Below are 25422 nucleotides of genomic sequence, written 5' to 3' on the forward strand. Positions count from 1 at the left end.
TCGGATAAAAAGAAACCGCTCAGTAAAACGGAGCGGTTTCTGCATTAGTAAGAAAGCTTAGAAATTAAAGCCTGCTCTCACCCCGTAATACCTTGGCATATTAAAACTGCCTTTCGGGAAGCCTTTGCCGGTGTTACTCCATTGCTGGACAGTTTCGTCTGTGGCGTTGCTGACAAAGAGTTCAGCAAACCAGGCCTGGCCGACCGGCTCATATTTCAGTGAAGCATTGGCTATGGTATGAGCGTCTCTGCGATCGTCTATGTAAGCAACGGCTTCGTCAGATACGGCAAAGTCCATATCGTCCAGATGTCTGTCAACGTTCCAGATGGTGTTGTAGGACTTATCTTTCCAGCTCAGATTAAACCAGCCGTGGATAAAACCGTAGCTGCCCAAATCAAAGCTATGGGTGTAACTTAAATTAGCTGTGTATTTTGGCACCATAGCCAGCTGATTGCCTTTCAGGTTCGTGGTCAGCATGCTGTTTTCAGGGTCAATCGACTCTTCATAGGACAGAGCAAACAAGTACTCTGGGTCGTAATCCCACTTGGTGATCCAGTCTTCAGTCACCTCGGCGTCCGTGTAAGTGACATAACCATTGATACGGCCAGCTGGGTACGGCTTCCAGTCAAATTCCAGTTCTAAGCCTTTAATGGTTGAACCTGGTACGTTCTGGGTGTAGTACGCCACCACTGGCATATTGCGGTAATCCAGCACAGGCTGACCGTTTTGGTCCAGCACAGGGCTGCCATCCGGGTTTTCGACCGGAGCCAGTCGTTCCACAGTGCCAACAGAACCTACTGAGGCATACTGCATATCTGTGTAGTCGGTATAGAAGAACACAGCTTGTAAGTTCAGTGAGTTATTTAACAAGCTGGTTTTGGTACCCAGCTCATAGGTGACAACCTGTTCAGGGTCGAACTGGGTTTCAATACGTTGTACCTGACCTGTTCTGTCATTGACCACTTCAAACACATCGCCTATACCACCGGCTTTAAAGCCTGAAGCCACATAACCATAGACCATAGTGTTTTCTGTCAGATCATAATCCAGACCTAAGCGGAAATCGTGGTTGCGCCAGCTGCCTTTGTTGTCATTGGCGAAAGACGATTTATAGATAGACGGATCTTCAAAGGCATTGGTTGGCAGATCGGATAGCACGGTGCGGTTATACCAGCCCGGTGCACAACCATCAGCATTGGAACAACGTAAAGTACGGCCGCCTTTGTCCTCTTTGGTTTCGTCACTGAAACGGTAACCTAAAGTCAGGTGCAGATCAGAGCTTAAGTTGTAGGTCGCCTGACCGAAAGCGGCCAAAGCGTCGGTAGAACGGTCGGGTTGATCCCAAAACGCCTTGTCATCCATAGGGTTGTCGTAATAACCCACAGTTGTGGTTTTTTCATGGAACAGGTTCACACCCGCAATCCAGACTAAATCACCCAGCTCATCCGACTGCAGTTGCAGCTCAGTGGAGTAAGAACGTGCGCCTGTACCGTCGAGGAAAAACATTGCGCCATCCCAAACATCCAGACCTGTCTCAATATCCTGAGCTGACTGGCGTTTCATATCTTCATAGCCAGCCAACCAGACCAGATCTAACTCGTCGGTCAGTTCATAGTTTAAGGTGTTGCGCAGGTAGGTGATGTCTAACTCCAGTTTACCCGGCACGTTGACTACGGCCTGATAAGTGTTGTCGCTTGGTAAAAAGTTAGAACAGTCGCCACCTAATTCTGTAGGTCTGCCACGTAATTTATCGCAGTTCACCATGTCAGTAGAGCCGGCGCTGTCGTTTTTGTAGTACTGGAACACCGTATGGTTGGAGAAATTACCTGCCGCAGGTTCCCACAAAGTGCTGACGCGGAATGAGTGTTCGTTGGCGTTATTGTAGAAATCGCTTTTATCCGCAGCAGTTAAAGCCCGGACTTTTTGCGCTTCTGGATCTGTGCCAGCCGCGTCTATCCACCAGTTTTCGCGCTGGGTTAAGGTTTGGCCTATGCCCTGATAAGAACCTTCGGCAATAACCGGAGCATCCAGCACACCAGCTGGCAGATAACGGGTGTCGTATTGGTTCGGGTCGAAGTAGCCTTCAACATAAGAATCACGTTTTAAGCCTTTGCCGGAAAAACGCACGGCAAAATCATCGGACACCGCCAGGTTAAACATACCGCCGACACTTTTGGCATTAAATTTACCCATCTCGGTATTCAGATTACCAAAGGTGCTGCTCATATCCGGCTTGGCGGTCAGTACGTTAATGCTACCTACCGTAGAGTTACGGCCAAATAACGTACCTTGTGGGCCACGCAAAGCTTCAACCCGCTCTACGTCATACATCAACGCCAAAGCGCCCTGCATACGTGGTGAATAAATACCGTCCAGGTGCACGCCTACAGCAGGGTCACCCAGTTCAGTAATGTTGGTGGAACGAATACCACGCATGGTAATCACCGGAGCCGCCTGCTCTGAGGAGACGGCAATATCCAGACCCGGCACTAAATTGGCGATATCCACCACATTGTTAACGCCGCTTTGTTGCAGTTGAGCTTCACTCAGGGCTGAAATAGCCACCGGAGTTTCCATCAGTTTGGTTTTGCGTTTGGTAGCCGTGACTGAAATGACTTCCAATTCGGTTTCATTGGCAACGGCTTGAGTTTGAGTAGTTGCGGTATTATTGACTTCTGCCTGCTGCGCCGCAGCAGAAAAAGCGCATGCCATCGCTATCGCAAGCGAAAGTGCGTTACGTTTATGCATTTTCTAACCCCTGTCTGTAGTTTTTTGCTTTTGTTTTTATGGCAAACAAAACAGCTGGGTTTGCCACAGCCCTAACCTTAATGGCAGCGAAAAGCCAGAGAAACAGAGATTCGACAAGGCGAGTTGGTCACACTACAACACGATTTAACTGGGGTTATTACGCGCTTGGGTAGTGAAAATAATCTTTACCATTGATGTGGATAAAGGAGCAGGATAGCTGGATGTTCTAGTGACGGATCGGTAGGGGCGTCCCTTGTGGGCGCCCGTTTATTCAATGGATAAAGAGCGTTTTTGTTTCAGGTTCTGCACTTTGCCCCAAACAGTTTTCCGATTGAGTTTCGATGAGTTTAACGAAAATAAGAACGAAAAACCTAAAGGAATAGCAAGTAGGTTTGCCACTGCCATGACGGAGAAAAATGCAAGACCTGCCCCTGATGGCCGCTATTCAAAATTACACTGACTTTTGCAAATGCCGAGACGCAAGCTTCTGCTGCTTTTTCCAGCAAAGTCTTTAATCTAAGTGCAAGATCCACAACAGCATTTGCATTCTTGTAGCCTTTTTGCTTATGCTGCCAAAAGTAATCCAAAGGCCAGCAGCATGATAGAACTTCACCAGTATTGTCCGGAGCAAAAACAATGGCAGATCAGCGATTTTCAGGCGCTGCGTTACCCTTTGTTATCCGAGACAAAAATCTGGATCAATTTAACGGCCGCCAATCAAATGGAACAGCGACAGGTGCTGGAGTTTTTCCGTATTCACCCTGTGATAGCTGAGGATTTTTTACGTGAACGTCATCCACCAAAGATGGAGTTTAGTGACAGCTTTAGCTTGTTGATTTTGCGTGGGTTTTCAGGCCCTGATTTCAGTGATTACCCTGGCCATAGCCAAATTTCAGTTCTGTTTAACGATCAGGTCATACTGGTGAAATACCACAGCCACCAGGATGACAGCAAAATTGACCTGCCCTTTTCTGCCATGGTGGGCATCGACAAGTTTAAAGACTGGATTAAAAAGTATATCCACGCTGTGTCCGGTACTTATCTGGAAAAGCTGCTGCAGTTTGAAGACGAGTTAGGTGAGCTCGAAGACAGCATGCAAAGTAATGGTAATGATCAGAAAATGGCGCAAATTATGAAGTACCGTTCGGTATTTCGCAAAATTGACCGCAATCTGGCCTACCAAAAAGAAATGTTTTCTGATCTTTTGTACGAAGAAGATGCCAGTCATCCATTTAAACGTCATTTTGATGCGATAGAATTGCGCGATTTTTACGAGAAGTTTGAGCGCCTGCACAGCATGACGCAGATGTATTACGACCAGTTAAGTGATTTAGTCGGCAGTTATATTTCAACTTCGTCGCATCAAATTAACGAAAAGATGAAAGTACTGACTATGCTCAGTGCTGTATTTATTCCACTGACCTTCATTGTGGGTGTCTATGGCATGAACTTTAAGTACATGCCGGAGCTGGACAACCCTTTTGGCTATTACATTACCTGGGGTCTGATGCTCGGATTGGCTGTAGGCCTGTTAGCCTGGTTTAAAATTCGCCGTTGGTGGTAAAGCTGTAGCAACTGAGCACGCAGCAGGAGCGGTTTAATGGTTGAAAATACCCAACTGGATATTGAAGAAATAGTCCGCGACAGTTTTGATGAAAACGAAACTGAACAGCTGGCGGAAAAACTGGACCAGTTGGAGCCGGAAGAGATAGCTTTTGCCCTCGAAGCTATGCCGCTGGAACAACGGGTTAGCACTTGGCTGACGCTGGAAAAAGAACAACAAATTGCCTCTTTGACCTACATGAGGGTCGACGCTCGTAGCAACATCTTTAAACAACTGGAAACGGCACAGCTGCGTGAACTGGTTGAAGAAATTGATGTTGATGATCTGATAGAGCTGCTGGATGAATTACCAGACGCCATTTATCAATACGCCTGCTCGCGAATGGATCAAAGCGAAAAACGCTGGCTGGATCAGGCTTTAACTTACGATGATGAACAATGTGGTCGTTATGCTGACCACGATGTACTGATCTTAAGCAAAAACGCCAAAGTGCGGGATGCAGTACGGTTATTTAAAAAACTCACCGAAGATGCTGAATACCAGGAAGCCTTGTTTGTCGTTGACCGCACCGGCCGCTATGTCGGTTTATTACAAGGCATCCGCTTATTAGGCCAGCCGAATCATATGCCTGTAGTGGAATTTATCGACGCAGAAGCCCCTGTTGTGCAAGGTGATATGGGGCTGGATGAAGGCTCAGATTTAGTAGCCCGCTCCGGCTACAGTGCTTTGGCAGTGGTCGATAGTGAAGGCAAGCTGTTAGGCCGTTTATCTATAGGTGAAGCGCTGGAAAACGTGCGGCGCAGCCTTGAAGGCCAGTTTATGCATACGGCAGGTCTGGATGAAGAGGAAGACTTATTTGCTCCTATCATCAACAGCGCCAAACGTCGTGCTTTGTGGCTGGGTATTAACTTACTGACCGCATTTTTAGCAGCATGGACCATAGGTTTATTTGAAGCGACATTGCAGCAAGTGGTGGCTTTGGCTGTATTAATGCCTATTGTTGCGTCCATGGGCGGCATAGCCGGCAGCCAAACCTTAACTTTGATTATCAGAGGTTTGGCTTTGGGGCAAATTACGCCGCAAACCTACTGGACTTTAATGCGTAAAGAGCTGGGGGTAGGTGCTATTAACGGTGTGCTCTGGGCTTTGGTGATTGCCGGTATCACTTACTTGTGGTTTGGCGACTGGATTATCGCCAGCGTCATTAGCTTTGCCATAGTAATCAACATTTGTGTTGCCGCCTTCAGTGGCGTGGTGATCCCTGTCTGGCTGGAAAAAATGAAAATAGACCCTGCCCTGTCAGGTTCGGTTATTTTAACCACAGTGACAGACGTGATAGGTTTTTTTGCCTTCCTTGGTTTAGGTTCGCTATTTTTACTTTAATCTGATTTTTTACAGATACTTGCTGTAGAAACCGCACTAGAATACAGCTATCAAAGAAATTGAAGGTGTGGTTATGAAAATTGCGGTTTTATCGCGCAATAGTGAGTTGTATTCTACCCGTCGACTGGTCGAAGCGGCCGAAGAGCGGGGTCACCAAATCGAGGTGATAGACCCGCTAATGTGTTACATGAACATCAATAAAACGAAGTCCGGCATTCACTACAAAGGTGAAGTGCTGGAGCAGTTTGATGCTGTGATCCCTCGTGTTGGCGCTTCTATTACCTTTTACGGTACTGCAGTACTGCGTCAGTTTGAAATGATGGGGGTGTATGCCCTGAATGAATCCAGTGCCATCAGCCGCGCCCGCGATAAACTTTGCTCTTTGCAATTATTGGCCCGCGAAGGCATTGGCCTGCCTATTACCGGCTTTGCCGATAAACCTGGTGATATCCCTGATTTAATCGATATGGTCGGTGGTGCACCGCTGGTGATCAAACTGCTCGAAGGTACTCAGGGCATTGGTGTGGTATTGGCTGAAACCCGCACCGCAGCCGAAAGCGTGATTGAAGCTTTTATGGGCCTGAACGCCAATATTCTGGTGCAGGAATACATCAAAGAAGCCAATGGTGCAGATATCCGCTGTTTTATCATCGGCACTAAAATTGTCGCTGCGATGAAACGTCAGGCTAAAGCCGGTGAGTTCCGTTCTAACTTACACCGTGGTGGTACAGCTTCTCTTGTGAAACTAAGCCCTGAAGAAAAACGCACAGCCCTTGCAGCTGCTAAAACCATGGGCTTGCATGTGGCTGGCGTGGATATTTTGCGATCCAACCATGGACCAGTGGTGATGGAAGTAAACAGTTCACCGGGCCTGGAAGGCATTGAAGGAGCGACCGATATAGATGTAGCAGGCCGGATGATTGAATATCTGGAGAAAAACGTGCCTTTGCATCAGGCTCGCATGCAACAAAAAGCACAGCAAAAAAAGCTGGCATCGAAATAACAAATATCGATAACAGAAGGCAAACCCATGCTAACGGAAAAACAACAGGCTTTTACTTTAGGTGGAGCTGTGATCCAACCCGGCCAGCGTGCTGTGGTCGATATTCCATTTGGCAAACTTTACACCCACACCGAGCTGAATATCGGCGCTCATGTGGTACATGGCAAAAGGCCCGGGCCTGTGCTTTTAATCACATCAGCTTTGCATGGCGACGAAATTAATGGCGTGGAAATTTGCCGCCGCCTGCTGAAAATGCCCAAATTAAGCCAGTTGAGAGGCACTTTAGTGGTGGTGCCTATAGTCAATACCTATGGTTTTGTGCAGCAATCTCGTTATTTACCCGACAGACGGGATTTAAACCGCAGCTTTCCAGGCAGCGAAAAAGGCTCATTGGGCAGCCGTATGGCTTATCAGTTTACTGAACGCATTTTAAAGCAATGCACTCATGTTATTGATTTACATACGGGTGCTATTCATCGCAGCAACTTGCCTCAGGTGCGGGCCAGTGCCAAGGACAAAGTCGCCTTGCAAATGGCAGAAGTATTTAACGCCCCTATTATTATCAAAGCAGCCAGCCGCGAAGGCACTATGCGCGGCACTGCCAACGCTTTGGGTATTCCTATTATTTTGTACGAAGCGGGCGAAGCGCTGCGTTTTGATGAACAGTCCATCAAAATTGGGGTGCATGGCATTTTGAATGTGATGCAAGACCTTCGCATGTTCAGTCCAAGCAAAAAAGCCGTCAAAACCGGCTCGTTATTCAGTAAAAAAAGTAGCTGGATCAGAGCAGAACACGACGGTATAGCGCGTTATTACGTAGGTTTAGGCCAGACAGTGCAACAAGGTGATGTGCTGGCGCACATCTACAGCCCCTACTCCGATTTCGAAGTGGCGGTGGAAGCCAGCTTTAATGGCATAGTGATTGGCCGTAATAACTTACCACTGGTAAACGAAGGCGAAGCGTTATTCCATATTGCCGAAGTCAGCTCATTGGATGAAGCCGAGAAGACACTGGATGCCATCACAGACGAAGTCGACGCCGCTATGCCGTCGATGTTAGGTGTGGTTTAACCTAGCCTCAGAGCAGACTTGTCTGCTCTGAGGTGACAGTTTTTAACTGCTGACTGCTGTAGGTACTATGCCGACAGTAGCAATACGTTGTCCTACCATGTCCCGCACATAAAGTGTCACTGCACCAAAGGTTTTGCTGGCATCAAGCCTGGGTTCTGTCGCTAAAGCCTGACGTAAAACTTCATCCAGGGACAAGGCTCCATCCGCGAAAAGCTCGATGCCATAAGAGTGCTGCACGTCTTCCACTTTGGTATAGCCTTTTAACCTGAGCTCACCCGCAGGCAATTCATGATGACTGGCTTCTGCCACACCGGAGCAGACCAAATCGACAAACTCCCGCACATCAGGTTTCATCACAATAAATAAATGATCGCCGGCATGCAGGAAGGTTGAACCTCGCGGTGGGATCACCTCGTTGCCGCGCGTGATCATGGCCACCACAGTGCCATCAGGTAAGGCCATTTGCGATAAACGCCGACCTGAAGCCCTTGAACTGTCGCCCAGTTGATATTCAACAATATCGGCATCCACATCACCCAAAGCGGTAATTTCCAGTGTAGCTGCAGGTGTGGCCGGCGGGGGTTCAGTCAAGCCTAAAGTACGGGCCACCCAGGGTAAGGTAGAGCCTTGTACCGTGGCTGAAATTAACACCACGAAAAACACCACACTGAAAATCAGGCTGGCACCGGGCAAACCATAAATCAGTGGGTAAATCGCCAGAATAATAGGCACAGAACCTCGTAAACCAACCCAGGACACCAAGCCTATTTCTCTCATGTTAAAACCAAAAAGTTTCAGTACAGGCACCACAGACAAAGGACGAGCCACGAGGATCAGAACCACAGCAATCAGTAGACCTTCCAGCCAGACATCAAGTAACGAGGATGGGTTAATCAGCAAGCCCAAGAACACGAACATTATAATTTGACCCAACCAGGCCAGACCGTCATGAAACAAAAAGGTACTGCGCTGAAATACAAAACGGCTATTGCCTATCACCACACCAGCAATAAATATGGCGAGGAAACCACTGCCGCCCAGATTGGCTGCTACACCAAAAGCCAGTAAACCCAGTGCAGCCACCATCACAGGGTATAAACCTGACGTAGTTAAATGAATGCGGTTAATAAGACGCACCGACAACCAGCCGCCCGCTAAACCCACAGCAGAACCTATGCCCATTTGCTGCACAAACAGCATCAATAAACCTGTGCCTGGTTCCAGTCCTTTGACCATCACTTCTAATAAACCCACGGTCAGAAAGATGGCCATAGGGTCGTTGGTCGCACTTTCAATTTCCAGCGTTGATTTCAGGCGCGGATTGATATGAATACCGGCATTACGCAGCAGAGAAAATACAGCAGCTGCGTCAGTCGAGCCGACAATAGCGCCAATTAATAAACCGTAAAACAACGACACATCCAGAATATAAGCGGCCGCCACACCAGTCACTGCTGACGTCACCAGCACACCTAAAGTCGCCAATACAGAGGCTGGTTTCCAGACCTGTTTTATCGAGGCCATAGGCGTTTGCAAACCGCCGTCAAACAAAATAATGGCTAAAGCTAAAGAGCCCAGCGCATGAGCGATTTGTGCATTATCAAACACAATACCGCCTGGGCCATCTTCCCCAGCCAGCATGCCAACCATTAAAAACAGCACCAGCACAGGCAAACCTAAGCGGGCCGACAACTTGCTGGATAAAATGCCGAAAATAATCAAAATCGCGGCTAATAAAATAATTTGATCGATGACAAACATGAACAGATTCCTCGCCTTGAGGCTACAGGCCAAACCTACAGCATAACTTCATTTTGCAGCCCCATACTTTTGTTCTTAAAAGCTGAAAACTGCAGGGCAAAATACAATGAATTAAATCAGAGCTAAAGGCGGGCCACGCGCTAAAAACGGCAATGGGGACAGCAGATAAAATGCGGTCTCTACATAGCTATAACTCTGACTTAAAGCTGGCACAGCTGTATGGAAATGCAGTTGCACCAGGCTGTGGTCGTCATCATCCGATAACACCAGATGTTTCACAGGCGATGCTGAAGAGGTCAGTTGTGCGAGACTATGAGTGGGAGAATTTAGGGGTGATGCCAGCCATTGATCGGCAGCAGAAAACTGCGCTGAAGGAAGCAGCGAACTAAGATAGAAAAATAATGCAATAAAACTTAAGAGTTTCATCTTCAACCACCTGAAAGCATAAGAGAAGCGACCCCCTTGATTTACAATTTTTGTTAATTACAACTTCGATAATACCATCGGATAAGCGACAGAAAACGACAAAATTAACTAAAAATTGTTGTTTTACACCACTTTAGTTTGTTTTCATGTAAAACAATTTCATAAAGTAACTATAAAACAATAACTTAACTTGTGGAACAATGTTTGCTTGTAAGCAAAGCAAACAAAACAAGTCAGACAATACAGTTGATTCTGACACTCATCCATAAGGACCTTCGATGAAATCTGCCTTACAGCTTTGCTGCTCAGCCCTGCTACTGCTCACATTAGCCTCCTGTACTGTGCATAGCCAGTATATAAAAACAGACGATCAAGGCCAGGTAACCCGGTTGAAGCGCAGTTTTGAGGTGGATGCGGTGCGCTACAGTATAGACGCCGAACTGACTTCAGCTCTTACGTTGGATAACACAGGCAACAGCATCCTGGCTTTACCTGAACAAAGTTACATCCGTATCAGCAGTACAAAAGACAATCTTGATTTTGTGTTAGAGCGCCGTCAGGCAGATACAGAAAGTGAACTAAGAGTCCATGGCAAGGTTGTTGGCGACAGAGAGCAAAGTCGCCGGCAGATTGAGCATCTGACACTGCTGATGTTCAGACATACGCCGATTGGCGCCAAAGGCCGGGTTAACACCTTATTGCAGTATCAGGGGACGACTAAAGTCCTGCATGAAATCAGCCTGATGCAGGATCTGGAAAGTAAAAAACAGTATTTCAACGAGCTGGCAAAACAGGCTGTACTGACAGAGCAACAGCAGCTGCAACTGATAGCAAGCACATCGACCATACAAAGCGACTATGAATTGACTGAACTGATGTTACTACTGGCCCAAGCTCAGTCCATGCAACCCCAGGTACAAAAAGCCCTACTGCAGACCAGTATGCGTATTAATTCAGATTATGAAAAACGCCGGTTGTTCAGCCAACTAGCTCAGGCTCATTCTGGCTTTCCTTTAGACCAGATATTACAGGCCAGTGGTGATATTGGATCCGACTACGAACTGGGACAGTTGCTGCAGCAAGCCGCACCACAGATTCAGCATAACGACAGTCTGCAAGCGCTGCTTAGTGCAGCACAATCCATCGAATCTGATTATGAATTGCAGCAGGTTTTGACTGCTTTGCCTTTCGAACGTTTTAGTACAACGCAAAATGAACAGGTCATAGCATTGGCCGCCGCCAATATTGAATCAGATTACGAGCTGGCGACCATGCTAAGCCTTATGTTGAGCCGGGCTTCAGATCCACAGGCATTGCAAAACGCGATAAAAGCAGCCTTAAAAACCATCAGCAGCGACAGTGAAAAAGTACGGGTATTTGAACTGTTACATTCGGCATAAAAAAGCCGCCGCGTCACCTGTCATCTTTAAATGACTGGTATTGATCGCAGATCAGCATCAGTCCCTTGTCCTTTGCAGCTTTTTTGTGCTGTGATGCAGACGCTCACTATCAGTACCAACAATAACAAAAAGGATCTCAACATGCGCCTGCTTCCCCTCGCCTGCTTTGTCAGTGCAGCTTTACTTAGTACCAGCAGCTTTGCTGTGCCAAAAGACTTAGCTGCCACTATTAACTCCGATTACCAACAACACCTTGAACCACTGTTTAAGCACTTTCACCAAAACCCTGAACTGTCCTTTATGGAGTTTAAAACTGCAGAGCGTCTGGCCAAAGAGTTGAAAGCGGCAGGGTTTGAAGTGACAACCGGAGTCGGAAAAACAGGGGTGGTCGCCATTTTAAAAAACGGTAAAGGCCCGCTGGTGATGATGCGCGCGGATATGGACGCTTTACCTGTTGAAGAGAAAAGCGGTTTGCCTTACGCCTCTAAGGTGAAAAGCAAAGATTGGCATGGTAATGAAGTTTCAGTCATGCATGCCTGTGGCCACGATATGCATGTCACTAGTTTAATTGGCACAGCTCGCCAGATGGCGAAAATCAAAGACCAATGGCAAGGTACTTTGATGCTGATCGGCCAACCCGCCGAAGAGTATGTTGGTGGTGCACAGAGTATGCGCGACGATAAAATATGGCAGCGTTTTGGCACGCCGGACTACGCCATGGCTTTGCATGTGTCGAGCGAAATAGAAGCAGGTAAAATTGTAGCGGTTGAAGGATCGCCTTACTCTGGCGTGGATTCAGTCGATATCCATATTCATGGCGTTGGTGCTCACGGTGCCAGCCCACACCGTGGCAAAGACCCTATAGTCTTGGGTTCACAAATTGTGCTGGCACTTCAGACTATTGTCAGCCGTGAAGTAGCGCCAAAAGAGCCCAGCGTGATTACAGTGGGCTCTTTTCATGCAGGTTCTAAGCACAACATTATTCCGGACTCAGCACACTTACAGCTGACAGTGCGCAACGATACCTTAGAAACTCGTGAGCAGTTGATTAGCTCCATCAAAAGAGTGGCCACCAATATGGGCCGGGTTGCGGGTTTACCTGAAGATAAACTGCCTGAAGTGACAGTAGACCCACAAACCACGCCGCCTACCGTCAATGATATTCCACTGACGCAACGCTTAAAGCAACGCTGGGTCAGCCATTTTGGCGCTGATATTCTGGACCAGAATTACAAACGCTTAGGCATGGGTGCTGAAGATTATCCATTTTTAATTATGAATCCGACCATTCAGAGTGTGTATTTTCAGATAGGTGGCACGCCTAAAGCAGATTTTGAACGGGAAAAACATGGTGGTGCGCCTGTGCCTAGCCATCACAGCCCTTTATTTAAAATTGCGCCAGAGCCTGCTATTAAAGCTGGTGTAGAAGCGACTGTTGTTGCCTTGCTAGACCTGATGCCAAAACAATGAGTCAGGCATGAGTGATGTGCCGCGAAAGGTCTGTCTCTGACAGGCCTTTTTGAAAGACAAACTTACAATTGAGTTTCGACTCTTTCGACAAATCAGGTTAGTCTGGTAACGGCACCATCAGCTCCGCTGTTGAACCCTGATCACACTAATAATCAATAACTAAAAGGAAAACGCAAAGTGCGCCATTCATTATTAGCCCTTAGCATTGCCGCATTATTGGCAGGCTGCAATCCGGCCCAAGACACCAAAACGACCACCAACCCAGCAGCTGAACCTATGACTGCTGCAGAAACTAAAGCGGCTTTATCTGAATCAGAGCGCTTAAACCAATGGTTTGAAACTAAATACGAAGAGCAGCTGCAAATGAGCCCGCTGCAAATGACCTTCTTAGGCCGTAAAGATAAACAAGATCAAATTGACGACGTCACAGAAGAAGCTGAAGACAAGCAACTGGCCTGGGGTGCAGCTACTGTTGAAGAGTTAAAATCTCAATTTGATTATAACAAGTTAGATACAGAAGCTAAAACTTCTTATGATTTATGGATTTACCAGTATGAGCAAAGCCGTGACGCAGCAGCATTCCGTGTAAACACTTACGTGTTTAACCAGATGCAAGGTGTACACGCTTTATTGCCACAAGTCTTGATGAACTTCCATAAAGTAGATGAAGTGGTGGATATGGAAGCTTATGTCAAACGTATTGGTGGTATAGCCAAAGCTATAGCTGACTTACAGCAACGTGCCGCTAAATACGCCGAAGCTGGCGTACGCCCTCCTCGTTTTGCCTATGAAGGTGTACTGGAGCAGGTGAGTAATCTGTTAAACGGCGCGCCGTTTAAAGAAAGCGATAAAGACGCTCCTTTATGGGCTGATGCCAAAGCCAAAGTGGAAGCGTTGAAAAAAGCCGACAAATTGGATGACAAAAAAGCTGAACAGTTACTGGCAGACGCAAAATCTGCCTTAACCAGCCAGTTCCAGCCGTCTTATGAAGCATTATCAGCCTTTTTAACCAGCGAACTGGATAAAACTCAGGTGAATGTGACAGGTGTGTCGACTCAACCGAATGGCGTGGCGTATTACAACCATCGCTTAGCTCAGTCGACTACAACCAACTTAACGGCTGACGAAATTCACCAGATTGGTTTAAATGAAGTAGACCGCCTGACCAAAGAAATGATTGCGATCAAAGATAAAGTGGGCTTTAAAGGCAGCTTAAAAGAGTTCTTCACCTTTATCAAAACTGACGCTCAGTTCTTCTATCCGGATACAGATGAAGGCCGTCAGGGCTATCTCAAAGACTCAGAAGCTTACTTAGCCTTTATTGAGAAAAAGCTGCCAGAATACTTTGGCATTCTGCCTAAAGCTGCCTTGACCGTAAAACGTGTTGAAGCCTTCCGCGAACAACCGGGCGCTGCTCAGCATTATTTCCCGGGCACCCCAGATGGTAAACGGCCAGGTATTTACTACGCGCATTTGTCTGATATGAAACAAATGCCAAAAAATGAAATGGAAGCTATTGCTTACCACGAAGGCAGCCCTGGCCACCATATGCAGATTTCTATTGCACAGGAATTAACCTCAGTTCCAACTTTCCGTACTCAGGCTGGTTTTACTGCCTATGTTGAAGGCTGGGCTTTGTACTCTGAGTTACTGGCCAAAGAAATGGGCGCTTACCAGAGCGACTACTCAGACTTCGGTCGTTTAATCACAGAAATGTGGCGTGCCGTGCGTTTAGTAGTCGATACAGGGATGCACAGCAAAGGCTGGACTGAACAACAAGGTATTGAGTACTTCAAAGAGAAAACCCCTGTTGCTGAAGGCGCAGTGACCTCAGAAGTACGTCGTTATTTAGTATGGCCAGGCCAGGCGACAGCCTACAAAATTGGCATGTTAAAAATTCTGGAAATCCGTGCCAAAGCCAAAGAGCAGTTGGGCGACAAGTTCGATATCCGCGGTTTCCACGACACTGTATTAGGCGGTGGTGCATTGCCATTACAAGTGCTGGAAAAACGCGTACAGAACTGGGTAGACAGCGTAAAAGCCGCTTAATATACAGTTCTGTACCTCTGCAAACCGATGGCCCTTTCACTATATAGTCCTGAAGGGGCCATTTTTTAAATCTGTTCTGTCCACACTTTTTACAACTGCCTGATAGCTGACATCTTCCACTTGCCGTTACTGTTGCATCAATGCTAACCTCTTATAACATTTACCGCGATTACAGGGACGAAAAATGCGTATATCAATACTGGCAACCGGCCTGCTGCTCAGCACTTTAGCACAAGCAGATTTACTGGATGCGTTACAGCACTACGAACTTAAAGACTATCCCAAGGCCACAGTTGAATTTACAGAGCTACTGCCACTTGGCAACGAGATTGCTGCATTTAATCTGGCCGTGATGTTTTATAAAGGGGAAGGTACAACCGCAGATCCGGTCAAAGCCCTGGCCTATTTTCAGCTGGCAGCCGAACTTGGCGATACCAGAGCGGCCGGAGTGATAAGCACCCTGTCTAAAAAATTATCTGCCACAGAGTTACAGCAGGCGGATGAACAGTCCCACCAGTTGCTTGAACAGGTGCTGGTGAAAACGCTGGAAGACGATGATTCAGACCGAGTCAGTTTTCCCGATGTCGTAAGCCGCAAAGCACCAGTTTATCCACAAGGAGCAGCCAACAAAGGTCTTTTTGGCTACAACGTGCTGAGATTTGTTATTGATGAACAAGGCAATGTGTCTGCAGTGGACGTTCTGAGCTCTTTTCCGGCAAAAACTTTTGATAAGACGTCAATCAGAGCCATTAAATCCTGGAAATATGCAGCAACTGGCCAAAAGCATCAGGGGAAAGTGGCACTGCACTATAGCTTAGGGCCACTTTCAAAACATAAAGTAACCCAATTTATGCAACAGCATAAATTGGTCGAATACGCGATAGCCGGCTCTCCACAGCATCAATACATGCTGGGAACTATGATGGATCTGCTGGCGACCAACGCCAGTTATCATGTCAATGTAGACAAAGATTTGCCTCTGGAAATCCGTGAAGAGTTACCTGAACAATTGTTTAGCCGCAAATCTTCGTTTAAAACAAAAATCGAAGGTTTTTATGGCAGTGCTGAAGTAAATACCAATGAAAAAGGCGTAGTCACCAAGGTTGTATCGTCCGACAAAATGGAATTACGAGACGCCTCCGCATTGTTGGTTGGCAAAGAGCTGGATGAAGACGCCCGTCATGGCCACTACAAACTATGGGCCGATCCGGGTAAAGCTGCTTTTATTGAGCCTGTGATCACGTTGTCTCAGTTGCACAGTGGTCATTACTGGTGGAGCATGGCTGCTAAAAACGGCAGTCTGGATGCGCAACGTCAACTGGCCGCATTCTCACAACAATGGGAAAATTACCTGTTAAAAAATAACGACCCGCAAGTGCAAACCTGGTCTGGCGTACGTAAAATTTTGCAGGGCGATAAAGTTGAAGGGCAATTATTGCTGGATAAAGCCGTAGCACAAAACTACGAGCTGGCAGCAGAGCTTAAAGCTACACTTTAAGCGCACCGAACAGTTCAATTACTAGCCCGGGTTCCATCCGGGCTTTTTCTTTACCGATCAGACTTTTTCTCTAAAGCGGCATGCATATCTTCCAGTCGTATCCCTCTGGTATCAATGCCGTGACGATGCAATAAAAAGGCCGCCATCACCAGCGCTGCCATAATGACCAAACCCGATAACGCCATTTGGTCAAATAAGCCCATCACTCCAAGTAAAGCCCCTAAAATGCCACCAAACTTTGAACTGGCTGCGACTATGCCAGAGCCTGTACCACGTAAATGCACTGGGTATATTTCTGCCGCATAAGGAATAAGCATGGCAATCACACCGCTGGAGCTAACCAGCAGCAAGGCGATAGACACAGAGAGTAAAGTCACAGAACGGCTGTCGAGCCAATCAAAAAGACAGAAGCTCAATAACGACAATGTGGTTAACAGAATAAACAGCAGCAAAGTTTTAATACTGCTCCAGCTGTGGTAAAGCCAGATCACTAAAGCCACACCAGGCAAAGCAAAAAAAGCCGACTTGGTAATAATAGCGCTGGCCTGCCCTGCTAAGCCCATTTCACCCAAGTTAGTTGGCAGCCATAACATAAAACCAAAGTTCACCAACCCCCAGGCCACACCTGCTGCCACTAAACCTAAGGTAATGCCGGCATAATGCCCTTGTAACAGCTGTTTAAATCCTGAGTTCTGCGCTGCAGGCTGTTCTTCTACCACTATGCAGCTTTGATCCTGCGCCTGTACACCGCTAAAACGCTGCAGTACCAAACGGGCTTCGCTGGTTAAGCCTTTGCTGGCCAGATAACGCGGCGATTCCGGAATATAACGGTTTAAAAAAATCACCAACAAGCCGGTAGGCAACCCCAGCATCCATAAAATACGCCAGCTAAACATGGGTTCCAACAAAGCGGCTGAGCCTGAAGCGACCAGATAACCTGCAGCAGTACCAAAACCACCTAAAGCCACCAGTAACCAGCCTCTGTGCGCCGCAGGAATTGTTTCAGCCATCAAGGTAAAGGTAATAGGCAATAAGCCCCCTGCCGACAGGCCCATTAAAAAGCACATCACCAGATTCCACTCAAAAGATGGCATAGCACCACAAATCGCTGTGCCAATAAACATCAGCGCAGATAATAAAATCGCGGCTCTGCGGCCAAATAAATCAGCCATCATGCCCCAGAGCACCGAACCAATAGTGGTGCCTGTTAATGCCACCAGTGCCAGTACCCCAGCTTCTTTCGAGCTAATGCCATATTCAGCTTTTAAACCCGGCATGACAAAACCTAAAGTAGCGGGTTTCATCACGTCCACTATCACAGCAGCCATCAGCACCATGACTAAAGTCCAGTGTTCTTTATTTAACGGCAGCTGATCAGCCACATGAAAATGTAATCTGCTGTTGTCGTTGCTGCGCAGCTGGTCCAGCCTTGGCATCATGCCGTACATAGCAAGCACCAGGCCCAGCGGAATAAGTCCCATGCCAATCAGCATATTGCTGTCCATCGGCATACCCACCATTTGATAATTCATATGAGAGGCGTGCATAAACATAGGCAGATGCGCCAGCACTCCCAAGGTGATACCCAGACAACCCAGCCAAAACGCCACTGGATGGTAAAAATTCAGCCCCTGTGATTTCATCAAATTTGTCTCTGTGATTGGCCCCTTATGAGGCACTTTTTGTTAGCGCAGAGCATACTGGGCAAATCAGCCTTGCAGCAACAGCTATTTTTAGTAAAAGCTGTTGATTGGAAAACAAAAATTAGCACTGTTTTGCCTACCAAATTCAGCTACCATAAATCTTCATTCTGTCAGCCTTACACAAGACTGTATGGGGCTTTCCTGTACCAACCCTATTCCATCTGAGGATTGTATGCGTCGTTTTTCCGTTGCTTTGCTTTGTTTATTTAGTGGTTTCGCTGTGGCTAAACCCGGTGAACTGGTGTTTTCCAGCGACTTTGAACAGGATGCCCATCAGTGGAATATTCTTGCAGGTTGTCAGCGCAGCTCTGAAATGGCCCGCACTGGCACCAGCGCCTTATTTTGTCAGGATGGCAGCAGCTCATTAGTCAGCCGTTATCCGGTGTCTGAACTGGGTTTACTCGAATTTTGGGTCAAACCGCAGTCTGCTTTTGCCAGTTACCGTATCAATATTTTAACTTCCTCTTCTGTCTCTTTGGATGCGCAGTGGCAACAAGTTGGCCTGATAGAAGCACCAGCTGGTACAGATGCCTATATGGCGCACCGTGTCTCGATTGACGATCCGGGCCGCAAATACCTGCGCTTAGATATTGAAACCTCGCACGGTGGCGTAGCGTTGGATGATGTGGTTTTAGATCGCATTTTGCTGGATACCGCACTGCAGAAAAACGAACAGAAAATTATCAGCGGTATTTTAGATAAGCTGCAAACCAATAAAAACTACGAACTGCAAAGCGAATCTTTCCGCACTATTGGCAAAAACTATGCGGCGCAGTTGGAAAGCCAGCGTCAGTATCTGGAATATGCCAACGCTATTTATTCGACCATCACTTTTGCGCTGGCAAGTTCTGAGCGTAATAAAATGTCAAACCCTATGGCTTATGCGTCATTCCGCACTATTCTGGCTGACACCAAAAGAGTGGCTTCGCCTTTGCAGCAAGCCAGACTCAATTCGATGGTGAAACCTTTTGGCGATTTAACCACCGCCACTTTAACAGTGGTCAGTGGTGGTTTATATGCGGCTTTTGCTGAGCCTTTTAAGTCCTTTCTGGCGACAGCTTTTGATAAATCCAATTATGAGAACGCTGATTTAAACCGCAAAGACCGTAAGTTTGCCGAGGAGAATGGCTTAAAAATTTACGAGCAGGCGGAGAAGTTTTTAAACGAGCTGGAACGAGAACTAGTCCAGGTGTCGGCATTGGAAAACGATTTGCAACACATGCTTAAAAATGTCGAAGTATTCCGCAAAGATTTAGACAAACACCTGCGTGATTATATTCAGCACGCTGGCCTTGCCCGCACTCAGGAAAATTACAGTCGGGTGATGAGTAAAGAAGAATCCATACGCGCCGTGGTGATTAACGAAGTAGGTGAAAACGTCACCAACAAAGCCCAGGGTTATCTGGCCGCCAATGACAATACTCAGCTGATCCAATACATGCTGAAGACCTCAGAGCAGCTTGAGGGTATGCAGGAATTTAAAGAGCGTTTTAATCAAATTACCTCGTCGGCAATTACCTTCTACGACAGATTTGAGCGTTCAGTTGCTCCGGATCAAAACCCCTTCACCGACGCTAAAGATAAAGCGGCATGGGAGCAACACGCGCAAAAAGCCCGCAACTATATCAAGCAGTCAAAAGAAGCTTTTGCCAAGGCCTATATGTAAGCGAAGCAGATAAGGCAATAGTGTGGGTAGAAGAAAGAACCAGTCAAAGCACTGCGGCTTTGACTGGTTTGAAAACACAAGATTATTTAGCGGTACGAGGTTTAGCTTTAGGCTTGGCTTTAGGCTTCACTTTATTGGCACTGTCCAGATCGATCTGGGTTGCACTGGCCTTGTTTGAACGGCCTGACAGCACTTTGCGTGAAATACTTTTTAATAGCGATTCCCTATTGCTTACTTCAAAGCCCGGCGTGACTATACGTTTGACCGTACTGCCAATCAGCTTTTGAATGCGTTCTAAGGTTTGCTCTTCTTCACGACTGACAAATGAAATCGCGTTGCCTGTAGCACCAGCGCGGCCGGTACGACCTATACGGTGCACATAATCTTCCGGCAGATACGGCAAGTTAAAGTTAACGACATAATCCAGGCCTTGGATATCCAGACCACGGGCAGCCACTTCAGTCGCAATCAATACCCGTAACTTAGCAGATTTGAAATCAGCGATAGCGCGACGTCGTGCGCCCTGGCTTTTATCACCATGACAGACTGCAGCCTCAATTTTCCGCATTTGCAAGCCGGCTAATAAGCGGTCAGCCTGCTCTTTGGTACTGGTGAATACCAACACCTGGAACCAGTTTTTTTCCGCCAGCAGCTGTTCAAATAATTCGATTTTGCGACTTTCCTCAACCGGATACACCACGTGATTGACGGTGTCAGCCGTGCTATTGGTTTTTGCCACACGGATTTGCTGGTGATTTTTCAGAATTTTATGCGACAGTTCATTCACGGCTGGTGAAGTTGTAGCCGAGAACAACATAGTTTGGCGTGTAGTCGCCGTCATTTGCATTAACTTGGTCACGTCTGTGACAAAGCCCATATCCAGCATACGGTCGGCTTCGTCCAGCACTACAAATTCAACATCACTTAAGATCACATTACCAAGGGCCATATGCTCTATCAAACGACCCGGCGTGCTGATCAAAATATCCACACCCGCTTTTAATTTATTGGCCTGACCGCCCATTTTCACGCCACCATAAAGTGCCGTGACACTCAAAGGCACAAACTGCGCGTAAGCAGAGATAGATTCTGCGATTTGCTCAGCTAATTCGCGGGTTGGGGTCAGGATCAAGGCGCGTGGGCGCTGCGCTACTGTATCTTTTGGTTTATCCAGCATGCGCTGTAGTACAGGAATAGCAAAGGCAGCAGTTTTACCTGTACCTGTTTGCGCTGTAACCTGCAAATCTTTACCGCGACGTGCAGGCACTATGGCCTGTTCTTGTACCGGGGTCATATCACTGTAGCCACATTCTACAAGGGCGCGGAGTAAATCCGGGGCTAGATCTAAAGATGAAAATTGCATAAGAGTTCCTCTGTAGAATAGCTACAGTAAAAAATGAGGGCAGAATATACAGTATTTTAGCGGTAGAAGAGACAATTCTTTGTGTTCGAATGAATTTTACGCAGTTTTTCTGTAATTTTAGGCGCCTGAATCAGGTCGCTTTGGGTTAAAAAGTGAAATGCTCATCTGCTGCGACAAGCATTCTGACCCTTAGCCTTCGTCAGCTTCGTCGATGTCAAAACTAAGTTCACGTGGCTTATGTTTGCAAGCTCTGGCAAGAATTTCTACATAAAAACTCTCCAGCTCTTGAGCCACAGCAGCATCAATATGTTTGTTGATTTCAGAGGTAAAAATCTTTTCTGCGACATCTACTGACGCACCAAAGCGACAATCAAAGGTCCAGTAATCCATACCAGCAGGCAGAGTTTTACGACGCTCTCTGTTCAGGTACTTTTTAATATCATACTTAATCGAATCCACTAAACGAGCAGGTTGCAGTTTTGGGTGGGTTAAAGCAATTGTCTTTTTCATCAAAATTCCTGCGGATATACACTGGTACAAGCTTACAAGCGCGCATTCTACATGGATGAGCACAAGACTGCTATTTTCTAGCAAAATTTAACGGCAAAGGGCCCTACTTCCAGTATTCACTGATTTTTGTCACTTTGTTTTCACGAAACTCAAACACCGCCAGATGATTTTTCACCACACCTTTATACACTTCCTGCCGCTCGAATGCGACACAGTTATACCCTGGAGCTTGGCTGCTAATACGATAGCCTGGATATCTGATTACCCCCTGTTTCCTAATAAAAAAGGTGCCTCAGCCGAAGATACGACTCAGGCAACTGAGCTGACTAACATAAGACAGCTATCTGCATAGAGCTTATAGGCTGATGGTGCGTTTTAACGCCCGCATTTCATCATGGCATTCCTGCATGGTTGCCATAGACTGCAGCAATGCAGCTTCATACTGCGGTGGCTGGTTATCTTTCAGCGCTATGCGAAGTTCTTCCAGCGTTTTGTCTTCAACCTCTTCCAACTGGCTGATATAGGCATGTTGTGTGTCTGAAGACAGAGCGCTAATCACTTTGGTGTAGACCTTTCTGATTTCAACAGAAAAATCCGGCCCCTCCTCGCGCTGACCATCTTCCACAACGGCAAATGGCTGTAAACGCTCTTTCACCATACGACGCGCTGTGAGCATACGGTCAAACAGCTGAACCAGTTGTGGATCCCGTACTTGTTGCTTCGCATCGCTGTAAAATTCAATACCGCTGTTTAATACCTGAATAATATCGGCGGCATGATGTACGTGCGGGGTATTTAACTGTGCCATAGTAAGGTTCTCCTTGATAAGCAAAACGTTAACGGTGACCTGATGGTCAACCGGGGTGAACTCGTCCGGGCAACAGGACAATTAAACAGGTGCAGGTTGCAGGCCAGACTGGCAAACAAGGAGATAAATTGCAGAAAAAAACACTTAAGCCACTGAACAAATGGAATTAATTAGCATTTCAGCCTAACCGGTTCAGCACTAAAAACAGTCGTCTGATTTGAATCACCATCGCCTGATTAGCATAAATTTACACAGCTACAGGTAACTTTTACTTTTGTATGGCTTACGCCAGGTGAGGGAATTGCAGAAATATGGCTAAGAATGGGAATGAACTATCTACATATTTTCAGCACACTAAACCGCGCTACCAATTTAATAGCGAAGGCAGGAGGTTTTAACAACCAGCCTGCCACAGGTCTTCAATATTTACTCGACAAATAAGGCATAAGCCTGCGCTACTTTTTGGAACCGGCCCTCTTTACTAGCGCTTGCCTGAAAGCCATGTAGCGTATTTACGTTAACAATGACTGTATTATCATTTAAGTAAGTCAATACAACACCATTTGCTCCAAGCGCAGCGGCTTCAGATTTCAGCAGACTCACAACCTCTTCCGTTTGTGACGGATCACCAAAGGTTAATGAAACAGAACTGGTTGCTGAAAGCATAGCTACTTCGTCGTAATTTTCTGGTAGTGATCTATACACAACAACATCTGAGGGTGAAACCTTCGCTGGCTTTAAGAGATGAGGTTGCGATAGTTTCAGCCACTATGGCAGTTGCTAAAAATAACCAGTGTTTCATTGCCGTTTCCCTCCCTTATCAGTGTGCTTGCTGAGTGTCTTCCGTCTGTATTTCAGTCGTAATTAAATTCTGATACATCTGCGCTAATAACCCGGTCAACTGCTGTTGCTGGTCTTTGGTTAAGCCTGTCAGCATTTTACTGGCGATGTGACGTTTTTTTATTGTTAGCTGTGCAGCCAGTTGCTGGCCTTGCTCAGATAAAAGCAACAATTGTCGTCGCCCATCAACCGGATCAGGCTGACGCAGTACAAAAGCGGCTTGCTGTAAGTCGTTTAACAGGCGGGTAATTTGCGCCTTATCCCGCCTTAATAATTCTGAAAGTTGCTGTGCATTAGTCCCAGCTGTTCTGGCAATCATTAACAATAAACGGCCATGCATTGCCGTCAGCCCTGGTAATCCAGGCCCTAATTGCTGAAAAAATTGGCTTCTCAGCTCAGCAGTCAGTTGTTGTAACTGATCCAATAAATCCTGGTTTTGTTTCATAACTCACCAAATAGTTGACTTTATCCACCAAACACACAATAATTAAGTTGATTATATCAACTACTTTTACATTCAAAAAGCCTGAGGTACATACCTATGTCAGAATTACACCGTTGTCCAACGTGCGATGCCAGAGCAAGACAAGTGAAGGATACAGAGTCTGGAGAAATTCGTCTTAAAGCTATACAAGATGATGAAGCTGGCGCCAAAATAGCTCAGCTTAAACAGTTACTGGAGAAAGAGAAAGGCCGCACTCAACAGTTAAAAGCTAAACTTGCCCTACTCAGTTCAGCCGACTGAACTGCGTTATTTCATCGTCACTACATCGTATGCATGCAGTTGTGGCACTCGTTGTTGCAACTGTGTTTCGATTTGATCCAGCTCGGTCAGACGCTGACAAAATAGAACAGATTTTTGTTCCAGTTCGTCGGCTTTTAATTCCAGTCCCGTGTTGATTTTGGCTAATAATTCATCAGCAGGTTGCCAGCTCTGACTTTCAGTACGTTCAAAGTTATCTTCACTTTGGCGCAACGCATCACGTAACGCATCCCAGACTGCACCTACAGTGTATTTGGCTAAGTCTTTTAGCTGGCTTTTTAGCTCGCCATGCAAAAAGGCATCCAGTTCATGCAGGCTTTGAGGTGCCAGATAAAAATGCTCCCCGCTTCGGACAAAACGTGAAGTCAGCTGATAAGTTGTTTCGCGGATCAGCGCCTGCCACTCCTGCTGCTGTGAACTATTGCCAATCCCCACCAACATATTTTCAATAGCTGTTAATCCCAGCTCCACACTATCCACTGCAATGCTGACCAGCTCAGGCACAAATTTACGTAAACCTTGCGCATACTGCCGCACCAGCTCTTGCTCCGCAGGGTTTAGCGTGATCCATTCACCACGGATAAATAAATCCTGATCATTGTTAATCTGAAATACAGTACGGTTGGTGTTTTGAATTCGAATTTGTTGTGGCGAAATTAAAATACCATGCTTAAACGCCATGTTGCATTCGGTCGAATAGCCCGGCCAGCTGCACAACATCAATAACAGGATCAGAATAAAACGCAAGGTATCAACTCTCATGTGGGACAATGCTCAAGGCAGTTGAAGCTAGCTTAGGTGAAAAACATCATCAGATCATCAGGAAGTAACGCATTGCTGTGGTCTTTCATCGAAAAGACCACAGCACTAGCTATTTTACTCGTCGCTAAATCTTACTAAACGCACGTACAACCGCACTATTTTTTCCTTGGAGTTGTTTTTTCCACTGTACATGGCAATAGCCCAGCCCCGTTCCGGCTGATCCACCACCGTAGTGCCAGTCCACATATTTTCACTGTTACTTGCAGGAAAGGCTGTCAGATTAATAGCTGGGTCAACACAACTACGTTCGACCAGGGTTAACACTTCTTTGGCATTAGGTAAGCGCCAGGTGCTGTATCCGGCTAACACACTACGTTTAGCTTCGGTTAACGCTTCAGACCAGTCCAGCTGCTGTGCAGTACCAGTGCAGGTTCTGCTGGAGCTGTCCCAGCTTTGTCCGACCAGACAACGCGACCACATTAACTTCGTTGTGGTATCCAACACTGTGCCATCGGTGTTCAACTGGAAACTGCTGATAGGTTTAGTGGTGGTAATATCGCTGTAACACACCTGTGCTGCCTGTACTGGCAATACAACCATCAGTATTAACATAAAATACTTTGACATAAAATTC

Annotated in this window: 22 protein-coding genes; 10 read left to right on the forward strand and 12 right to left on the reverse strand. The window is 46.6% G+C overall.

Annotated elements, in window-relative coordinates; translation table 11 throughout:
• Positions 1 to 57: 57 nt before the first annotated feature.
• Positions 58 to 2748, reverse strand: a complete 2691-nt coding sequence (locus tag EK374_RS12500) for a TonB-dependent receptor (protein ID WP_127024031.1) — start codon at positions 2746 to 2748, stop codon at positions 58 to 60.
• Between the two features lie 598 nt (positions 2749 to 3346).
• On the opposite strand from EK374_RS12500, the gene EK374_RS12505 reads away from it, so the two are divergent.
• The 4 genes from EK374_RS12505 (at position 3347) to EK374_RS12520 (ending at position 7769) form a co-directional block, all read left to right on the forward strand.
• Positions 3347 to 4312: a magnesium transporter CorA family protein gene (locus EK374_RS12505; RefSeq protein ID WP_127024033.1), complete on the forward strand. Its 966-nt coding sequence runs from the start codon at positions 3347 to 3349 to the stop codon at positions 4310 to 4312.
• Positions 4313 to 4348: 36 nt separating this feature from the next.
• Positions 4349 to 5695: a magnesium transporter gene (gene mgtE, locus EK374_RS12510; RefSeq protein WP_127024036.1), complete on the forward strand. Its 1347-nt coding sequence runs from the start codon at positions 4349 to 4351 to the stop codon at positions 5693 to 5695.
• Positions 5696 to 5768: 73 nt separating this feature from the next.
• A complete protein-coding gene (gene rimK, locus EK374_RS12515; RefSeq protein ID WP_127024039.1) occupies positions 5769 to 6698 on the forward strand; it encodes a 30S ribosomal protein S6--L-glutamate ligase in 930 nt (309 codons plus the stop codon).
• A gap of 27 nt (positions 6699 to 6725) precedes the next feature.
• Positions 6726 to 7769, forward strand: coding sequence for a succinylglutamate desuccinylase/aspartoacylase family protein (locus EK374_RS12520; protein ID WP_127024043.1), 1044 nt, complete (start codon positions 6726 to 6728; stop codon positions 7767 to 7769).
• A gap of 42 nt (positions 7770 to 7811) precedes the next feature.
• Here EK374_RS12520 and EK374_RS12525 read toward each other — a convergent pair whose 3' ends face one another.
• Together EK374_RS12525 and EK374_RS12530 are read right to left on the reverse strand one after the other, a co-directional pair.
• A complete protein-coding gene (locus tag EK374_RS12525) occupies positions 7812 to 9530 on the reverse strand; it encodes a potassium/proton antiporter (protein WP_127024046.1) in 1719 nt (572 codons plus the stop codon).
• Positions 9531 to 9641: 111 nt separating this feature from the next.
• A complete protein-coding gene (locus EK374_RS12530) occupies positions 9642 to 9956 on the reverse strand; it encodes a hypothetical protein (RefSeq protein WP_127024049.1) in 315 nt (104 codons plus the stop codon).
• A 278-nt stretch (positions 9957 to 10234) separates the two neighbouring features.
• On the opposite strand from EK374_RS12530, the gene EK374_RS12535 reads away from it, so the two are divergent.
• From EK374_RS12535 to EK374_RS12550, 4 genes are all read left to right on the forward strand, one after another.
• On the forward strand, positions 10235 to 11356 hold the full coding sequence (locus tag EK374_RS12535) for a hypothetical protein (RefSeq protein ID WP_127024052.1): 1122 nt from the start codon (positions 10235 to 10237) through the stop codon (positions 11354 to 11356).
• A 141-nt stretch (positions 11357 to 11497) separates the two neighbouring features.
• Complete coding sequence (locus tag EK374_RS12540) at positions 11498 to 12826, forward strand: amidohydrolase (RefSeq protein ID WP_127024055.1); 1329 nt, start codon at positions 11498 to 11500, stop codon at positions 12824 to 12826.
• A gap of 177 nt (positions 12827 to 13003) precedes the next feature.
• Positions 13004 to 14875 carry a DUF885 domain-containing protein gene (locus EK374_RS12545; RefSeq protein WP_127024058.1) on the forward strand — a complete coding sequence of 624 codons (1872 nt, stop codon included), beginning with the start codon at positions 13004 to 13006 and terminating at the stop codon, positions 14873 to 14875.
• Between the two features lie 184 nt (positions 14876 to 15059).
• Entirely contained in the window at positions 15060 to 16373 is a 1314-nt protein-coding gene (locus EK374_RS12550) for a TonB family protein (RefSeq protein ID WP_127024061.1), read from the forward strand.
• Positions 16374 to 16423: 50 nt separating this feature from the next.
• Here EK374_RS12550 and EK374_RS12555 read toward each other — a convergent pair whose 3' ends face one another.
• On the reverse strand, positions 16424 to 18016 hold the full coding sequence (locus EK374_RS12555) for an MFS transporter (RefSeq protein WP_127024064.1): 1593 nt from the start codon (positions 18014 to 18016) through the stop codon (positions 16424 to 16426).
• Positions 18017 to 18248: 232 nt separating this feature from the next.
• On the opposite strand from EK374_RS12555, the gene bdpA reads away from it, so the two are divergent.
• The gene (gene bdpA, locus EK374_RS12560; RefSeq protein ID WP_127024067.1) at positions 18249 to 19742 is read left to right on the forward strand and encodes a BAR domain-like protein A BdpA; all 1494 of its coding nucleotides are present in this window, start codon (positions 18249 to 18251) and stop codon (positions 19740 to 19742) included.
• 82 nt (positions 19743 to 19824) lie between these two features.
• On the opposite strand, the gene EK374_RS12565 is transcribed toward bdpA, so the two are convergent.
• The 6 genes from EK374_RS12565 to EK374_RS12590 all read right to left on the reverse strand — a co-directional run bounded on the left by EK374_RS12565 (position 19825) and on the right by EK374_RS12590 (position 23708).
• Positions 19825 to 21105 (reverse strand): DEAD/DEAH box helicase, encoded by a 1281-nt coding sequence (locus tag EK374_RS12565; protein WP_127024070.1) that lies wholly within the window; start codon positions 21103 to 21105, stop codon positions 19825 to 19827.
• A gap of 189 nt (positions 21106 to 21294) precedes the next feature.
• Positions 21295 to 21615, reverse strand: coding sequence for a DUF6172 family protein (locus tag EK374_RS12570; RefSeq protein WP_127024073.1), 321 nt, complete (start codon positions 21613 to 21615; stop codon positions 21295 to 21297).
• Positions 21616 to 21970: 355 nt separating this feature from the next.
• Positions 21971 to 22423, reverse strand: coding sequence for a PA2169 family four-helix-bundle protein (locus EK374_RS12575; RefSeq protein ID WP_127024076.1), 453 nt, complete (start codon positions 22421 to 22423; stop codon positions 21971 to 21973).
• Between the two features lie 426 nt (positions 22424 to 22849).
• Positions 22850 to 23089: a hypothetical protein gene (locus EK374_RS12580; RefSeq protein WP_127024079.1), complete on the reverse strand. Its 240-nt coding sequence runs from the start codon at positions 23087 to 23089 to the stop codon at positions 22850 to 22852.
• A gap of 31 nt (positions 23090 to 23120) precedes the next feature.
• Positions 23121 to 23225: an SMR family transporter gene (locus tag EK374_RS12585; RefSeq protein ID WP_127024082.1), complete on the reverse strand. Its 105-nt coding sequence runs from the start codon at positions 23223 to 23225 to the stop codon at positions 23121 to 23123.
• Positions 23226 to 23243: 18 nt separating this feature from the next.
• On the reverse strand, positions 23244 to 23708 hold the full coding sequence (locus tag EK374_RS12590) for a MarR family winged helix-turn-helix transcriptional regulator (RefSeq protein WP_127024084.1): 465 nt from the start codon (positions 23706 to 23708) through the stop codon (positions 23244 to 23246).
• Positions 23709 to 23804: 96 nt separating this feature from the next.
• On the opposite strand from EK374_RS12590, the gene EK374_RS12595 reads away from it, so the two are divergent.
• On the forward strand, positions 23805 to 24008 hold the full coding sequence (locus EK374_RS12595) for a hypothetical protein (protein ID WP_127024087.1): 204 nt from the start codon (positions 23805 to 23807) through the stop codon (positions 24006 to 24008).
• A gap of 6 nt (positions 24009 to 24014) precedes the next feature.
• Here the strand turns inward: EK374_RS12595 and EK374_RS12600 are convergent, their stop codons facing one another.
• Together EK374_RS12600 and EK374_RS12605 are read right to left on the reverse strand one after the other, a co-directional pair.
• Entirely contained in the window at positions 24015 to 24788 is a 774-nt protein-coding gene (locus tag EK374_RS12600) for a DUF2884 family protein (protein WP_233280244.1), read from the reverse strand.
• A gap of 114 nt (positions 24789 to 24902) precedes the next feature.
• Positions 24903 to 25415 (reverse strand): Lcl C-terminal domain-containing protein, encoded by a 513-nt coding sequence (locus tag EK374_RS12605; RefSeq protein WP_127024090.1) that lies wholly within the window; start codon positions 25413 to 25415, stop codon positions 24903 to 24905.
• Positions 25416 to 25422 lie beyond the last annotated feature (7 nt).

Origin of the sequence: Rheinheimera mangrovi, from assembly GCF_003990335.1 — a bacterium.
In the GTDB taxonomy this organism is placed as follows: Bacteria; Pseudomonadota; Gammaproteobacteria; order Enterobacterales; family Alteromonadaceae; genus Pararheinheimera; species Pararheinheimera mangrovi.

Coding starts and splice junctions, on each gene's coding strand:
- EK374_RS12585 (WP_127024082.1), bottom strand. CDS start 23,225: ATGAAACACTGGTTATTTTTAGCAACTGCCATAGTGGCTGAAACTATC.
- EK374_RS12580 (WP_127024079.1), bottom strand. CDS start 23,089: ATGCTTTCAGCAACCAGTTCTGTTTCATTAACCTTTGGTGATCCGTCA.
- EK374_RS12570 (WP_127024073.1), bottom strand. CDS start 21,615: ATGAAAAAGACAATTGCTTTAACCCACCCAAAACTGCAACCTGCTCGT.
- EK374_RS12530 (WP_127024049.1), bottom strand. CDS start 9,956: ATGAAACTCTTAAGTTTTATTGCATTATTTTTCTATCTTAGTTCGCTG.
- EK374_RS12555 (WP_127024064.1), bottom strand. CDS start 18,016: ATGAAATCACAGGGGCTGAATTTTTACCATCCAGTGGCGTTTTGGCTG.
- EK374_RS12575 (WP_127024076.1), bottom strand. CDS start 22,423: ATGGCACAGTTAAATACCCCGCACGTACATCATGCCGCCGATATTATT.
- bdpA (WP_127024067.1), top strand. CDS start 18,249: ATGCGTCGTTTTTCCGTTGCTTTGCTTTGTTTATTTAGTGGTTTCGCT.
- EK374_RS12535 (WP_127024052.1), top strand. CDS start 10,235: ATGAAATCTGCCTTACAGCTTTGCTGCTCAGCCCTGCTACTGCTCACA.
- EK374_RS12565 (WP_127024070.1), bottom strand. CDS start 21,105: ATGCAATTTTCATCTTTAGATCTAGCCCCGGATTTACTCCGCGCCCTT.
- EK374_RS12550 (WP_127024061.1), top strand. CDS start 15,060: ATGCGTATATCAATACTGGCAACCGGCCTGCTGCTCAGCACTTTAGCA.
- mgtE (WP_127024036.1), top strand. CDS start 4,349: ATGGTTGAAAATACCCAACTGGATATTGAAGAAATAGTCCGCGACAGT.
- EK374_RS12540 (WP_127024055.1), top strand. CDS start 11,498: ATGCGCCTGCTTCCCCTCGCCTGCTTTGTCAGTGCAGCTTTACTTAGT.
- EK374_RS12595 (WP_127024087.1), top strand. CDS start 23,805: ATGTCAGAATTACACCGTTGTCCAACGTGCGATGCCAGAGCAAGACAA.
- EK374_RS12605 (WP_127024090.1), bottom strand. CDS start 25,415: ATGTCAAAGTATTTTATGTTAATACTGATGGTTGTATTGCCAGTACAG.
- EK374_RS12525 (WP_127024046.1), bottom strand. CDS start 9,530: ATGTTTGTCATCGATCAAATTATTTTATTAGCCGCGATTTTGATTATT.
- EK374_RS12600 (WP_233280244.1), bottom strand. CDS start 24,788: ATGAGAGTTGATACCTTGCGTTTTATTCTGATCCTGTTATTGATGTTG.
- EK374_RS12520 (WP_127024043.1), top strand. CDS start 6,726: ATGCTAACGGAAAAACAACAGGCTTTTACTTTAGGTGGAGCTGTGATC.
- rimK (WP_127024039.1), top strand. CDS start 5,769: ATGAAAATTGCGGTTTTATCGCGCAATAGTGAGTTGTATTCTACCCGT.
- EK374_RS12590 (WP_127024084.1), bottom strand. CDS start 23,708: ATGAAACAAAACCAGGATTTATTGGATCAGTTACAACAACTGACTGCT.
- EK374_RS12505 (WP_127024033.1), top strand. CDS start 3,347: ATGATAGAACTTCACCAGTATTGTCCGGAGCAAAAACAATGGCAGATC.
- EK374_RS12500 (WP_127024031.1), bottom strand. CDS start 2,748: ATGCATAAACGTAACGCACTTTCGCTTGCGATAGCGATGGCATGCGCT.